This is a genomic window from Qipengyuania sp. YIM B01966 (assembly GCF_016461955.1).
GTDB lineage: Bacteria > Pseudomonadota > Alphaproteobacteria > Sphingomonadales > Sphingomonadaceae > QFOP01.
Window position 1 is genome coordinate 30529 of sequence record NZ_JADMNM010000008.1, and the last position, 13422, is coordinate 43950.

Here is a 13422-nt window from a genome sequence, read left to right on the forward strand (position 1 = left end):
GCTTACTCTTCCTCGTCCGCCTGTTCGTTCATCTCGATCGGATCGGGCGCGTGCGCCTGATCCTCGCGCAGGTAATCGCCGGCATCGGCGTCGGTGCCGTGCGTTTCGCCTTCCATCACCGCGAGCGGATCGTTGCCAAGCGCGGCTTCGGCACCCTGCTCGAGCTCGGCGGCGTGCTCTTCCTCGGCGCTGTTGGCCATCAGCAGATGCTCCTGCGCGGCCTTCCACGAAGCGCGGATGGCAGCGTCACGGCCCGAGGCGGCGATCCGCATCCGGTTCATGCCCGCGCCAGTACCTGCCGGGATCAGCCGGCCGACGATGACGTTCTCCTTCAGCCCGATCAGCGTGTCCTTCTTCCCTTCGACCGCCGCCTGCGTCAGCACGCGGGTGGTTTCCTGGAACGAGGCCGCCGAGATGAACGAGCGCGTTTGCAACGAGGCCTTGGTGATGCCGAGCAGCACCGGCGTACCCGTGGCGGGCTGCTTGCCCTTGCCCAGCTTGCCGTTGATCTCGTTCATTTCCTCGGCATCGACCTGCTCGCCCGGCAGCAGCGTGGTATCGCCGCCATCGGTGATCTCGACCTTTTGCAGCATCTGGCGAACGATCACCTCGATGTGCTTGTCGTTGATCTTCACGCCCTGGAGCCGGTAGACTTCCTGGATTTCGTTGACGAGATACTCGGCCAGCGCCTCGACCCCCATCACTTCCAGAATGTCATGCGGGTTGGGGCTGCCCGAGATCAGCGTATCACCCTTCTTGACGAAGTCGCCTTCCTGAACATCGATCACCTTGGTCTTGGGGATCAGATATTCCACCGGATCGCCTTCTTCCGGGACGATCGCGATCTTGCGCTTGGCCTTGTACTCGCGGACGAATTCGATCTTGCCCGAAATCTTGGCGATGATCGAATTGTCCTTCGGGATGCGGGCTTCGAACAGTTCGGCAACCCGCGGCAGACCGCCGGTGATGTCGCGGGTCTTGGCGGCTTCGCGGCTGGCCCGGGCGAGAATGTCGCCCGCTTCGACCTGCTGCCCATCCTCGACCGAGAGCGAGGTGCCCGGCGCCAGCAGATAGCGCGCGGCTTCGGTCTCGTCCTTGCTGTCGCCGAGCAGTGTCAGGCGCGGTCGCAGCTCGTCCTTTTTGGCGCGGCCGGTAGCGCGATTTTCGGTAACGACGCGCTGCGCGATGCCGGTGGCATCATCGACGCGCTCTTCCATCGTCTTGCCGTCGACCAGATCCTGATAGCGGACCACGCCCGACTGCTCGGTGATGATCGGCAGGGTGAACGGATCCCACTCAGCCAGGCGGTCGCCCTCGTTCACACTGTCGCCGTCCTTGAACATCAGGACGGTCCCGTAAGGCACGCGGTGGATTTCGCGTTCGCGCCCTTCGGCATCGATCACCGCCAGTTCGCCGTTGCGGGCAAGGCTCAGAATCCGGCCGCGCTTGTCGACGATGGTCGGCATATCGCGATATTCGATCTTGCCGTCCGAAATCGCTTCGAGGTGGCTGGTTTCGTTGAGCTGCGCCGCGCCGCCGATGTGGAAGGTCCGCATGGTCAGCTGCGTGCCCGGCTCGCCGATCGACTGGGCGGCGATCACGCCGACCGCTTCGCCGATATTAACCGGCGTACCGCGCGCAAGATCGCGGCCATAGCAGGTCGCGCAGACGCCCTGTTCGGCTTCGCAGACCAGCGGCGAGCGGATCTTGGCCTGCTGCACCTCGGCTTCCTCGATGGTCTTGACCATCGGCTCGTCGAGCAGCGTGCCGGCCTTGACAATCACTTCGCCGGTGGCGGCATTGACGATGTCTTCCGACACGGTGCGGCCAAGAATGCGCTCGCCGAGCGAGGCGATCACGCTGCCGCCCTGAACGATCGCGCGCATTTCGAGCGCACGCTCGGTGCCGCAATCCTCCTCGATCACGACGCAATCCTGCGACACATCGACCAGACGGCGGGTCAGGTAACCCGAATTCGCCGTCTTGAGCGCGGTGTCGGCCAGACCCTTGCGGGCGCCGTGGGTCGAGTTGAAGTATTCAAGGACGGTCAGGCCTTCCTTGAAGTTCGAGATGATCGGGGTCTCGATGATCTCGCCGCTCGGCTTGGCCATCAGGCCGCGCATCCCGGCGAGCTGCTTCATCTGCGCCGGCGAACCGCGCGCACCCGAATGGCTCATCATGTAGATCGAGTTGATCGGCTTCTCGCGGCCGTCATCGTCCTTGGGGCGCGCACGGATTTCGTCCATCATCGCCTCGGCCACCTTGTCGCCGGTGCGGCTCCAGGCGTCGATCACCTTGTTGTACTTTTCCTGCTGGGTGATCAGGCCGTCCTGATATTGTTGCTCGTAATCGGCAACTTCGGCCTTGGCCGCCTCGACCAGCTCTTCCTTGCTGTCGGGGATGATCATGTCATCCTTGCCGAAGGAGATGCCAGCCTTGAACGCGTGGCGGAACCCCAGCGCCATGATCGCATCGGCGAACAGCACCGTGTCCTTCTGGCCGGTGTGGCGATAGACCTGATCGATGACGTCGCCGATTTCCTTCTTGGTGAGGAGGCGGTTGACGACTTCGAATGGCACCGTGTGGCTCTTGGGCAGGCATTCGCCGATCAGCATCCGGCCGGGCGTGGTTTCGACCCGGCGCATCACCTCGTTGCCCTGCTCGTCGGTCTGCGGCACGCGGGTAATGATCTTCGAATGGAGCGTCACCGCCCCGACATGAAGCGCCTGATGCACTTCGGCCATGTCGGCCAGCATCTTGCCTTCGCCGGGCTCGCCTTCACGGTCCATCGACAGGTAATAGAGGCCCAGCACCATGTCCTGCGAGGGTACGATGATCGGCTTGCCATTGGCGGGGCTGAGGATGTTGTTGGTGCTCATCATCAGCACGCGCGCTTCGAGCTGGGCTTCGAGGCTGAGCGGCACGTGGACCGCCATCTGGTCGCCGTCGAAGTCGGCGTTGAAGGCCGAGCAGACCAGCGGGTGCAGTTGGATCGCCTTGCCTTCGATCAGCACGGGTTCGAACGCCTGAATGCCCAGACGGTGCAGCGTCGGCGCGCGGTTCAGCAGCACCGGGTGCTCGCGGATCACCTCGTCAAGGATGTCCCAGACTTCCTTGCGCTCCTTTTCGACCCACTTCTTCGCCTGCTTCAGGGTCATCGACAGACCCTTGGCGTCGAGGCGGGCGTAGATGAACGGCTTGAACAGCTCGAGCGCCATCTTCTTGGGCAGGCCGCACTGGTGCAGCTTCAGTTCCGGCCCGGTCACGATTACCGAACGGCCCGAATAGTCGACGCGCTTGCCGAGCAGGTTCTGGCGGAAGCGGCCCTGCTTGCCCTTGAGCATGTCGCTCAGTGACTTGAGCGGACGCTTATTGGCGCCGGTGATGACGCGGCCGCGCCGGCCGTTGTCGAACAGCGCATCGACCGCTTCCTGCAGCATCCGCTTTTCGTTGCGGACGATGATGTCCGGCGCGCGCAGTTCGATCAGGCGCTTGAGGCGGTTGTTGCGGTTGATGACGCGGCGATAAAGATCGTTGAGATCCGAGGTTGCGAAACGGCCCCCGTCGAGCGGCACCAGCGGGCGCAGTTCGGGCGGGATGACCGGCACGACTTCGAGGATCATCCATTCGGGGCGGTTGCCCGAATCGATGAAGCTTTCGACCACCTTCAGGCGCTTGATGATCTTGGCTGGCTTGAGCTTCGACTTGGTCGTCGCCAGCTCTTCCATCAGATCGTCGCGCTCCTGCTCGAGGTCGAGATCCATCAGCATGTGCTTGACCGCCTCCGCGCCGATGCCGGCGGTGAAGGCATCCTCGCCATATTCGTCCTGCGCGTCGAGCAGCTCGTCTTCGGTCAGCAGCTGGTACTTCTCCAGCGGCGTCAGGCCCGGCTCGGTGACGATATAGGCTTCGAAATACAGCACGCGCTCAAGCTGCTTCAGCTGCATGTCGAGCAGCAGGCCGATGCGGCTCGGCAGCGACTTCAGGAACCAGATGTGCGCGACCGGGGCGGCGAGCTCGATGTGGCCCATGCGCTCGCGGCGAACCTTGGTGACGGTGACCTCGACGCCGCATTTTTCGCAGACGACGCCCTTGTACTTCATGCGCTTGTACTTGCCGCACAGGCACTCGTAATCCTTCACCGGACCGAAGATGCGCGCGCAGAACAGGCCGTCACGCTCGGGCTTGAACGTGCGGTAGTTGATGGTTTCCGGCTTCTTGATCTCGCCGAACGACCACGAGCGGATGCGCTCGGGGCTGGCGATGCCGATCTGGATCTGGTCGAACGTCTCGGGCTTGGCGAGCTGGTTGGTGAATTTGGTCAGTTCGTTCATTTTTCGCTCCATCCCCCTCCCGCTGGCGGGAGGGGTTAGGGGTGGGTCTGTTCAAGGTGGACCCGGATAAAAGGCCCACCCCCGGCCCCTCCCGCGCACGGGAGGGGAGACAAATTACTCCGCGGCGATCTGCATGGCCGGATCGTCGTCCTCGTCGTCCTCGCCGAGCGAGGACAGTTCGACGTTGAGGCCGAGGCTGCGCATTTCCTTGACGAGCACGTTGAAGCTTTCGGGGATGCCGGCTTCGAAGGTGTCGTCGCCCTTGACGATCGCTTCGTACACCTTGGTCCGCCCGATCACGTCGTCGGACTTCACCGTCAGCATTTCCTGCAAGGTGTAGGCCGCGCCGTAGGCCTGGAGCGCCCAGACCTCCATTTCGCCGAAGCGCTGGCCGCCGAACTGCGCCTTGCCGCCCAGCGGCTGCTGGGTGACGAGGCTGTACGGCCCGATCGAGCGCGCGTGGATCTTGTCGTCCACAAGGTGGTGCAGCTTGAGCATGTAGATGTAGCCCACCGTCACCTTGCGGTCGAACGCGTCGCCGGTGCGCCCGTCATAAAGCGTCACCTGGCCCGACCCGTCGAGCCCGGCTTTCTCCAGCATGGCCGTCACGTCCGCTTCGCGGGCGCCGTCGAACACCGGGGTGCCCATCGGCACGCCGTTGGTCAGATTGCCTGCCAGCTCGACGATCTCGGTCGCCGAGCGCGCGTCGATCTCGGCGTGGTATTGTTCGCCATAGACCTCCTTCAGGGTCTCGCGCACCGCATCGGGCGCCTTGCCCGCCTGCGGATCGGGGTTGGCAATGCGCCAATCCTCGAGCGCGGCAGCGACCTTCTGGCCGAGGCCGCGGGCCGCCATGCCGAGATGCGTTTCGAAGATCTGTCCGACATTCATGCGGCTCGGCACGCCGAGCGGGTTCAGCACGATATCGACCGGGGTGCCATCTTCGAGGAAGGGCATATCCTCGGCCGGAAGGATCCGGCTGATGACGCCCTTATTGCCGTGGCGACCGGCCATCTTGTCGCCCGGCTGCAGCTTGCGCTTCACCGCGACGAACACCTTGACCATCTTGAGCACGCCCGGCGCCAGTTCGTCGCCGCGTTCGAGCTTCTCTTTGCGGTCCTCGAACTTCTCGTCGATGACCTTGGCGGCCTCGTCGTACTGGCTCTTGACGGCCTCGATCTGGGTTTGCCGGCCATCGTCGGCGACAGCGAACTTGAACCATTCGTGGCGTTCGATGCCGTCCAGCATTTCCTCGTTGACGATTTCACCCTTCTTGACGCCCTTGGGCGCTGCCGAAATCGTCTGGCCGAGAAGCATATCGCGCAGCCGGTTATACGTTGCCCGGTTGAGGATCGCGCGCTCGTCCGCCGCATCCTTGCGCAGCCGCTCGATTTCCTCGTTCTGGATCGCGCGGGTACGGTCGTCGATCTCGATGCCGTGGCGGTTGAACACCCGCACCTCGACGATGGTGCCGGCAACGCCCGGCGGCAGGCGGAGCGAGGTGTCGCGCACGTCGCTGGCCTTCTCGCCAAAGATGGCGCGTAGGAGCTTTTCTTCCGGTGTCATCGGGCTTTCGCCCTTGGGCGTGATCTTGCCGACCAGAATGTCGCCCGGATGCACCTCGGCACCGATATAGACGATGCCCGCCTCGTCGAGGTTGCGCAGTGCTTCCTCGCCGACATTGGGAATGTCGCGGGTGATGTCCTCGGGCCCGAGCTTGGTGTCGCGGGCCATGACCTCGAATTCCTCGATATGGATCGAGGTGAACACGTCGTCCTTGACGATGCGTTCGCTGATCAGGATCGAGTCTTCGTAATTGTAGCCGTTCCACGGCATGAACGCGACGAGGCTGTTCCGGCCGAGCGCAAGCTCGCCGAGATCGGTCGAGGGACCATCGGCAAGAATATCGCCCACCTCGATCTCGTCACCCACCTTCACCAGCGGGCGCTGGTTGATGCAGGTATCCTGGTTCGAGCGCTGGAATTTCTGCAGCGTGTAGATGTCGACGCCCGATTGGCCGGGTTCGACATCGCCCACGGCGCGGATGACGATCCGGGTCGCGTCCACCTGGTCGACGACACCGCCGCGCGTGGCGGTGATCGCCGCGCCCGAATCGCGTGCGACGGTTTCTTCCATCCCGGTGCCGACGAACGGCGCCTCGGCCTTGACCAGCGGCACCGCCTGGCGCTGCATGTTCGAACCCATCAGCGCGCGGTTGGCGTCGTCGTTTTCGAGGAACGGGATCAGCGACGCGGCGACCGAAACGAGCTGCTTGGGGCTGACGTCCATCAGCGTGATCTGTTCGCGCGGAAGCATGACGAATTCGCCATTCTCACGTGCCGAAACCAGCTCTTCGACGAAAGCGCCGTCCTCGGTCAGCTCGGCCGAGGCCTGCGCCACCGCGTGCTTCTGCTCTTCCATCGCCGACAGGTAGATAACCTCGTCGGTGACCTTGCCGTCCGCGACCTTGCGGTACGGGGTTTCGATGAAGCCGTATTTGTTCACCCGGCTGAAGCTGGCGAGCGAGTTGATCAGGCCAATATTCGGGCCTTCGGGCGTTTCGATCGGGCAGATGCGACCGTAATGGGTCGGGTGCACGTCGCGCACCTCGAAGCCCGCGCGTTCGCGGGTCAGACCGCCCGGCCCGAGCGCCGAGACACGGCGCTTGTGCGTCACTTCCGACAGCGGGTTGGTCTGGTCCATGAACTGCGACAGCTGCGAGGAGCCGAAGAACTCGCGCACCGCGGCCACTGCGGGCTTGGCGTTGATCAGGTCGTTCGGCATCACCGTTGACACATCGACCGAGCTCATCCGCTCCTTGACCGCGCGCTCCATCCGGAGCAGGCCGACGCGGTACTGGTTCTCGAGCAGCTCGCCGACCGAACGCACGCGGCGATTGCCGAGATTGTCGATATCGTCGACCTCGCCCTTGCCGTCCTTCAGATCGACCAGTTCCTTGACCACCGCGAGGATGTCTTCCTTGCGCAGCGTGGTGACGGTGTCCTCAGCATCGAGGCCGAGCCGCATGTTCAGCTTGACCCGGCCGACGGCTGAAAGGTCATAGCGTTCGGCGTCGAAGAACAGCCCTTCGAACAACGCTTCGGCAGTTTCCTTCGTGGGCGGTTCGCCCGGGCGCATCACCTTGTAGATCGCCTCGAGCCCCTCGTCGCGGTTCTCGGCCTTGTCGACCTTAAGCGTGTTGCGGATCCACGGGCCGGTATTGACCTCGTCGATGTCAAGCAGTTCGACCTTGTCGAAGCCAGCCTTATCGAGCGCCTCGAGATTATCGGGCGACACCTCGTCGCCGGCCTCGATATAGATGCGGCCGGTAGCTTCATCGATCAGGTCGCGCGCCGAATAGCGGGCAAAGATTTCCTCGGTCGGGATCAGCAGGTTGGCGAGGCCATCCTTGGCCGCCTTGTTAGCGGCGCGCGGGCTGATTTTCTGGCCGGCGGGGAACACTTCCTCGCCGGTATCGGCGTCGACCAGCGCAAAGGCCGGCTTCTGCCCGCGCCATGCTTCGGCTGTGAAGGGCACCTTCCAGCCTTCGCCCTGCTTGCCCGAAACCCGCTGCCAGGTCACAGTGTCGTAGAAGTGATGGAGGATGTCCTCGCCGTCGAGGCCCAGCGCATAGAGCAGGCTGGTGACCGGCAGCTTGCGCTTGCGGTCGATGCGGACGTTGACGACGTCCTTGGCGTCGAATTCGAAATCGAGCCACGAACCGCGATAGGGGATGACGCGCGCGGCGAACAGCAGCTTGCCCGAGCTGTGGGTCTTGCCGCGATCATGGTCGAACAGGACGCCCGGCGAACGGTGCATCTGGCTGACGATGACGCGTTCGGTGCCGTTGATGATGAACGTGCCGTTCTCGGTCATGAGCGGCATATCACCCATGTAGACGTCCTGCTCCTTGATATCGAGCACCGAGCGGGTTTCGGTTTCATGATCGACCTCGAACACGATCAGGCGCAGCGTGACCTTCATCGGCGCGGCGTAGGTGATCCCGCGCTGGCGGCATTCGACCGTGTCGAATTTGGGCGGCTCCAGCTCGTAATGCACGAAATCGAGTTCGGCCGTGCCGGCAAAGTCGCGGATCGGGAATACGCTGCGGAGCGTCTTTTCAAGGCCCGAGACATAGCCGGTCGCCGGGTCGGAGCGCAGGAACTGCTCGTAGCTTTCACGCTGCACCTCGATCAGGTTCGGCATTTCCACCACTTCGTGGATGTCGCCGAAGATCTTGCGAATGCGCCGCTTCGCGCTGCCCTGCGCCTTGCCGGTGCGGGCTGCGCCCGATGCCGTCAGCTTGCCCGCGTCTTTTGCCTTGGTCGCCATGGAGGAGATCAGCCTCTTGTCAGAAATGTGGTGCGCCGGGATACAGGCGCCTGGAAATTGCCGGTGCGTGAGGAAGCCTCGCCGGACGCAGACAGGCCGCGCACGGCCCGATCCCCAGAGGGAGGGCGTGAGCAGCCAGCATCGCGTGTCGAGGAACCCGTTTCCATCCCGGTCAGCACGCGCGCCCGCGGCCGACTTGCTCGAAACGGCAGTTCGGGCGGCGCTATAGTGCGCGCATCCTCTCGTGTCAAACGCCCGTCCTGCTCTGACCGACCAGCTCGCCAATCACGCCTAACGATAAGACATACATCGCTTTTCGATATTATCGTTTGACAGTAAGAGGGACCCGCATTATCGATTTTCGATATCGAACATATCGGAGAACAATCATGCTCAGCCTCACGCAACATTTTACCGCCGCTATCGCAGCGATCTTCATCGTGACCGCGACATTCGTCCCGGTGCTGACCGTCCCGCCTGCCCCTGCCGCATCGGCGACGCTCAACCTCGCCTGACCATAGACCTTGAGGAGACCACGCGATGTCCATTCTTACCCGTGACCCGCTGCTCGCCTTTGCGCGCGGGCTGCTTTATTTCCTACTTGCCGTGCTTGGCTTTGCCGCCGCGATGCTCATCCTTGCGGCAATCATCGTTCCGTTTGCCGGCGACCGGATCGTGTCCGAAATGGCAAGAGAAGGCATCGCCAACGGCCGGACGCTGGTGCCCGCCCTGTCTGTCCTGCTACTTGCGATTGGGGGCCTACTCGGGCTGGCGATGTATTTCATGCGGCAGCTCCTGGCGATCGTTGTCAGCGTGAGTGAAGGCGATCCTTTCGTCCCGGCGAATGCCGAGCGCCTGTCGCGGATGGGCTGGACCGCGCTGACCGGCCACCTGCTCGCGCTGCCCGTCGGCGCGCTGGTCTTGTGGTTCACGCACGAGGTCAAGGACGGGGCCAATGGCAAGCTCGTGATCGAGGACCACATCTCGATTTCGTTGAGCGGCATCATGCTGATCCTGACCCTGTTCATCCTGGCCCGCGTGTTCCGTCAGGGGGCGATGATGCGGGCCGAACTGGAAGGGACCGTCTGATGGCCCCGCCCGACACCCCCCGGACCGAAGGTGATGGCATCGTGATCAAACTCGATGACTTGCTCTACGACCGGCGTATGACGCTGACCGAGCTGGCCGAGCGGGTCGGGATCACGCTGGCCAACCTGTCGATCCTCAAGACCGGCAAGGCCAAGGCGATCCGCTTTTCAACGCTGGAGGCGATCTGCCGCGAACTCGACTGCCAGCCAGGTGACCTGCTGGGCTACGCACCCGCCGGCAAAAACGGGTAGAAAGGCTGACGGCGCCGGGAACAAAGTTTAATTGTGGCGATTTAAAGGCACCCACTAGGGAGAATTGACGATGAAAAAGATTGCTCTGACCGCCGCCCCGATCGCGCTTGCTTTCGGCCTCGCTGCTTGCGATTCGACCCCCGAAACCGCCGACCCCGCGGCGACGGACACCACCACCGAGATGGCCGCTCCGGCCGACACGGGTACCACCACGGCGACCACCGGCGCGACCGCCACGACCGGCGCCGCCGGCACCACCGGCACCGCCAACGCCAATCCCAACGGCGTCGCCGCGGGCGAAACCACCCGCCAGGCTGCTGAGCGTCTCGACGAAACCGCCGAGAACTTGGAAGAGCGCGCCGACCGCGTCGAGGGCGTGAACGAAGCCGAAGCCGACCGCCTCGAAGCGGCGGCCAAGGCGCGGCAGGAAACCCGCGACCAGCTGCGCTAAACCGGTGCCGCGCGGGGTTGCCAGCGTGGCTTGACCCCGGCCGGAGTTCTGCTAGAGGCCCGCCCGACCGGCGGGCCTCTTTGCGTCTGCACGGTCATCCGTCCGAGACAGCTGCTGCACCGGGTCTGCCGGCGCTTAATCCGCAGCCTAGACGGGGAAACGAGATTATCCGCTGCCATCGTGCAGCGGCGCGCCGGTGACGGCACTCCTCCTTCCCTATCGACGGACTCGCCCGCCCTCGCACGGCCGTCCGGCCACGCGCGGCGGACAATAGTGAGCCGGCCGCGGCGCCGCGCCCTGTGCGGGGCGGCAACGCGGTCATTTGTGAAGGAGTACGGCATGGATCGTTCGCAGAAAACCGAATCGGTCGCCGAGCTTAACGAGGTCTTCGGCCGGGCAGGCGTGGTGGTTGTCACCCGCAACCTGGGCCTGTCGGTGGCGCAATCCACCGATCTGCGCGCGAAGATGCGGGAAGCAGGGGCGTCCTACAAGGTTGCGAAGAACCGCCTCGCCAAGCTCGCCCTCAAGGACACCGATTACACCGGGCTGGATGAGTATCTCACCGGCCCGACCGCCCTCGCTTATTCCGAGGATCCGGTGGCAGCCGCCAAGGCTGCGGTGGAATTCGCCAAGACGAACGACAAGCTCGAAATCGTCGGCGGTTCGATGGGCAGCCAGGTGCTCGACTCAGCCGGGATCAAGGCGCTTGCCTCGATGCCGAGCCTCGACGAGCTGCGCGGCACGCTGATCGGCCTCATCAACGCCCCGGCGACCAAGATCGCCCGGGTCGTCAACGAGCCGGCAGCCAAGCTGGCCCGTGTCTTCGGTGCCTATGGCGCCAAGGAAGCGGCGTAAGCGGTTTTTCGCCCGAAAAGCGACAATTCGGGGCAGGTGCCCCAGCCAGTTGAATGGAGTGACAGATCATGGCCGATGTAGCCAAGCTTGTTGAAGAACTTTCGAAGCTGACCGTCATGGAAGCCGCCGAGCTTGCCAAGGCGCTGGAAGAAGAGTGGGGCGTTTCCGCCGCGGCCGCCGTGGCCGTTGCTGGCCCGGCCGGTGGCGGCGCTGCTGCCGAAGCGGTTGAGGAAAAGGACGAATTCGACGTCATCCTGACCGGTGACGGCGGCAAGAAGATCCAGGTGATCAAGGAAGTCCGCGCGATCACCGGCCTCGGTCTGACCGAAGCCAAGGCGCTGGTCGAAGGCGCGCCCAAGCCGATCAAGGAAGGCGTGAACAAGGCCGAAGCCGAAGAAGTGAAGAAGAAGATCGAAGAAGCCGGCGGCACCGTCGAGCTGAAGTAAGCCAACCAGGCACATCTTCGCTTTTTGCACGAGGGGCGGTCCGGCAACGGGCCGCCCTTTTTGCTGCGCGGGGTGACAAAGGCGACAGTGGTGTTAACGTCGGGATTATCGTATAATCTATTGGATTAACGTGATTTTCCCGCGCATTTTCTGTCGCCCCGGATTTGATCCGGGGCCCCGCTTGAGCTTCGGAGGGCAGCTGGACCCCGGGCCAAGCCCGGGGTGACGGGGGTTGGGCAGGCGCTTGGCGGATGACAAAGGCGACACCTGTGTCAACTTTGCGAGGCGAGCGGTTTTGATCCGAAGGCATGGCGATCGCGGCCAGAGAAGCTGGACCCCGGGTCAGGCCCTGGGTGACGGGGTGGGGCGTTAGAGCGGCGGATGCGACATTTGCATCCCCATCCTTGTCGCCCCGGACCTGATCAGGGACCCCGCTGGGTCTGCGTCAGGTGGGTCGGACGATGGCAAAGAGCGCCTATCAGCCTAACACCGCGTCGGCCCTGTACGACAGTGCCCTATTTCAGCGTTTTCATATAGGCGATGATCGCCTGCCGCGCGGCGGGGTCGGGCAGGCCCGGATAGGCCATCTTGCTGCCCGGCACGACCTCGCGCGGTTTTTCGAGATAACGGTCGAGCGTCGCCTCGTCCCAGGTCAGACCGGCGGTCTTCATTGCCTCCGAAAATGCATAATCGGGGATTTCGCCCGATCTGGTCCCGAAGACCCCATGCAGCGAGGGGCCGACGCCGTGTTTGCCCGCCTCGACCGAATGGCAGGCGCGGCACTGGGCAAAGGCCGCCGGCGCGGCGCCCGCTGCGGCCATGGGCGCGGTCGGAGAGGCGGCTGGCGGTGTGGCCGTCTGCGCCATCGCCGCCGCGCCGGTCGCGGGTGCGGCGGGCGCCTCTGCCGGGCTACCGCAAGCGACCAGCGGTGCGCTGATGGCAAATGCAACGATAAACGCCCTGATGCTGTGCATGGCACTCTCCCTGTTCCGCGCACCCGCTAGCACAGGTTGCCGGCGCTGTCGTTGATCGGCAGCAAGCTACAGCCGGTAATTCAGCCTTACGCCCATCATGTCGATACCCGGGTTCTGCTCGTTATTGAACAGCCGCGCGCCGCTGATATGCACCCAGCTCGCTTCGACCGAAACGCGCTCAGACAGCCGCGTGCCGACCGCCAGTTCGGGCGAAAACAGCACCCGGCTGCCGAGATCGGTGCGCATCCCGCTATCCGGATCGACCCGCAATTCGGGCGCATTGTGCACCACCAGCCCGACGCCGGGGGGCAGATAGACCGGGCCGAGGCGCGCTTTCCAGCTGAGCCCGGCCCCGACGAAGCTGGTTTCGCCATGCATGTTGACCGAGGCGAACAATTGCGGCGCCGGGCTGCCGATGGCGGATAGCGCCTCGATCCCGTCAAACCGGTAGCCGGCCTGGATATCGGCCCCGCCCTCGCCCGTGTCGAAGGTGAACGGGGTTTCGACCCCGTGGGCATAAAGCCCGCCATAGAGCTCGCCGGCATGGGCGGGCGCGGCGGAGAAGATGATGGCAGAGCCAGCAACGGCGGTGGCGACGCGCAAGGCTGATCTGGTCATGGGCCGCGCTGTGGCGGCGCCATGCTTGCCGCAAGCTGAAGCGCCTCGGCCCTTTCCCGCAGGCGGACAAGG

10 protein-coding genes are annotated in these 13422 nt (G+C 64.1%); 6 read left to right on the forward strand and 4 right to left on the reverse strand.

Translation table 11 applies throughout. The features are described 5' to 3' along the window. Positions 1 to 2: 2 nt before the first annotated feature. Together rpoC and rpoB are read right to left on the reverse strand one after the other, a co-directional pair. Complete coding sequence (rpoC, locus tag ILT46_RS09705; protein ID WP_199504447.1) at positions 3 to 4334, reverse strand: DNA-directed RNA polymerase subunit beta'; 4332 nt, start codon at positions 4332 to 4334, stop codon at positions 3 to 5. Positions 4335 to 4448: 114 nt separating this feature from the next. Beyond that, positions 4449 to 8666, reverse strand: a complete 4218-nt coding sequence (gene rpoB, locus ILT46_RS09710) for a DNA-directed RNA polymerase subunit beta (protein WP_199504448.1) — start codon at positions 8664 to 8666, stop codon at positions 4449 to 4451. Positions 8667 to 9055: 389 nt separating this feature from the next. Here rpoB and ILT46_RS12315 point away from each other — a divergent pair, with 389 nt between their 5' ends. From ILT46_RS12315 to rplL, 6 genes are all read left to right on the forward strand, one after another. Next, complete coding sequence (locus ILT46_RS12315) at positions 9056 to 9181, forward strand: hypothetical protein (RefSeq protein ID WP_255528378.1); 126 nt, start codon at positions 9056 to 9058, stop codon at positions 9179 to 9181. A gap of 25 nt (positions 9182 to 9206) precedes the next feature. Continuing rightward, a complete protein-coding gene (locus ILT46_RS09715) occupies positions 9207 to 9755 on the forward strand; it encodes a DUF2975 domain-containing protein (protein WP_199504449.1) in 549 nt (182 codons plus the stop codon). Further along, entirely contained in the window at positions 9755 to 10006 is a 252-nt protein-coding gene (locus ILT46_RS09720) for a helix-turn-helix domain-containing protein (RefSeq protein ID WP_199504450.1), read from the forward strand. Before ILT46_RS09715 ends, ILT46_RS09720 begins: the two co-directional genes overlap by 1 nt. A 70-nt stretch (positions 10007 to 10076) precedes the next feature. Next, positions 10077 to 10457 (forward strand): hypothetical protein, encoded by a 381-nt coding sequence (locus ILT46_RS09725; RefSeq protein ID WP_199504451.1) that lies wholly within the window; start codon positions 10077 to 10079, stop codon positions 10455 to 10457. A gap of 339 nt (positions 10458 to 10796) precedes the next feature. Continuing rightward, positions 10797 to 11312 carry a 50S ribosomal protein L10 gene (gene rplJ, locus ILT46_RS09730; RefSeq protein WP_199504452.1) on the forward strand — a complete coding sequence of 172 codons (516 nt, stop codon included), beginning with the start codon at positions 10797 to 10799 and terminating at the stop codon, positions 11310 to 11312. Between the two features lie 68 nt (positions 11313 to 11380). Next, entirely contained in the window at positions 11381 to 11758 is a 378-nt protein-coding gene (gene rplL, locus ILT46_RS09735; RefSeq protein ID WP_199504453.1) for a 50S ribosomal protein L7/L12, read from the forward strand. A gap of 515 nt (positions 11759 to 12273) precedes the next feature. On the opposite strand, the gene ILT46_RS09740 is transcribed toward rplL, so the two are convergent. Continuing rightward, complete coding sequence (locus ILT46_RS09740; RefSeq protein ID WP_199504454.1) at positions 12274 to 12732, reverse strand: c-type cytochrome; 459 nt, start codon at positions 12730 to 12732, stop codon at positions 12274 to 12276. 66 nt (positions 12733 to 12798) lie between these two features. Next, the gene (locus tag ILT46_RS09745) at positions 12799 to 13350 is read right to left on the reverse strand and encodes an acyloxyacyl hydrolase (RefSeq protein WP_199504455.1); all 552 of its coding nucleotides are present in this window, start codon (positions 13348 to 13350) and stop codon (positions 12799 to 12801) included. Positions 13351 to 13422 lie beyond the last annotated feature (72 nt).

Coding starts and splice junctions, on each gene's coding strand:
- rplJ (WP_199504452.1), top strand. CDS start 10,797: ATGGATCGTTCGCAGAAAACCGAATCGGTCGCCGAGCTTAACGAGGTC.
- rpoB (WP_199504448.1), bottom strand. CDS start 8,666: ATGGCGACCAAGGCAAAAGACGCGGGCAAGCTGACGGCATCGGGCGCA.
- ILT46_RS09725 (WP_199504451.1), top strand. CDS start 10,077: ATGAAAAAGATTGCTCTGACCGCCGCCCCGATCGCGCTTGCTTTCGGC.
- rplL (WP_199504453.1), top strand. CDS start 11,381: ATGGCCGATGTAGCCAAGCTTGTTGAAGAACTTTCGAAGCTGACCGTC.
- ILT46_RS09720 (WP_199504450.1), top strand. CDS start 9,755: ATGGCCCCGCCCGACACCCCCCGGACCGAAGGTGATGGCATCGTGATC.
- ILT46_RS09740 (WP_199504454.1), bottom strand. CDS start 12,732: ATGCACAGCATCAGGGCGTTTATCGTTGCATTTGCCATCAGCGCACCG.
- ILT46_RS12315 (WP_255528378.1), top strand. CDS start 9,056: ATGCTCAGCCTCACGCAACATTTTACCGCCGCTATCGCAGCGATCTTC.
- ILT46_RS09745 (WP_199504455.1), bottom strand. CDS start 13,350: ATGACCAGATCAGCCTTGCGCGTCGCCACCGCCGTTGCTGGCTCTGCC.
- rpoC (WP_199504447.1), bottom strand. CDS start 4,334: ATGAACGAACTGACCAAATTCACCAACCAGCTCGCCAAGCCCGAGACG.
- ILT46_RS09715 (WP_199504449.1), top strand. CDS start 9,207: ATGTCCATTCTTACCCGTGACCCGCTGCTCGCCTTTGCGCGCGGGCTG.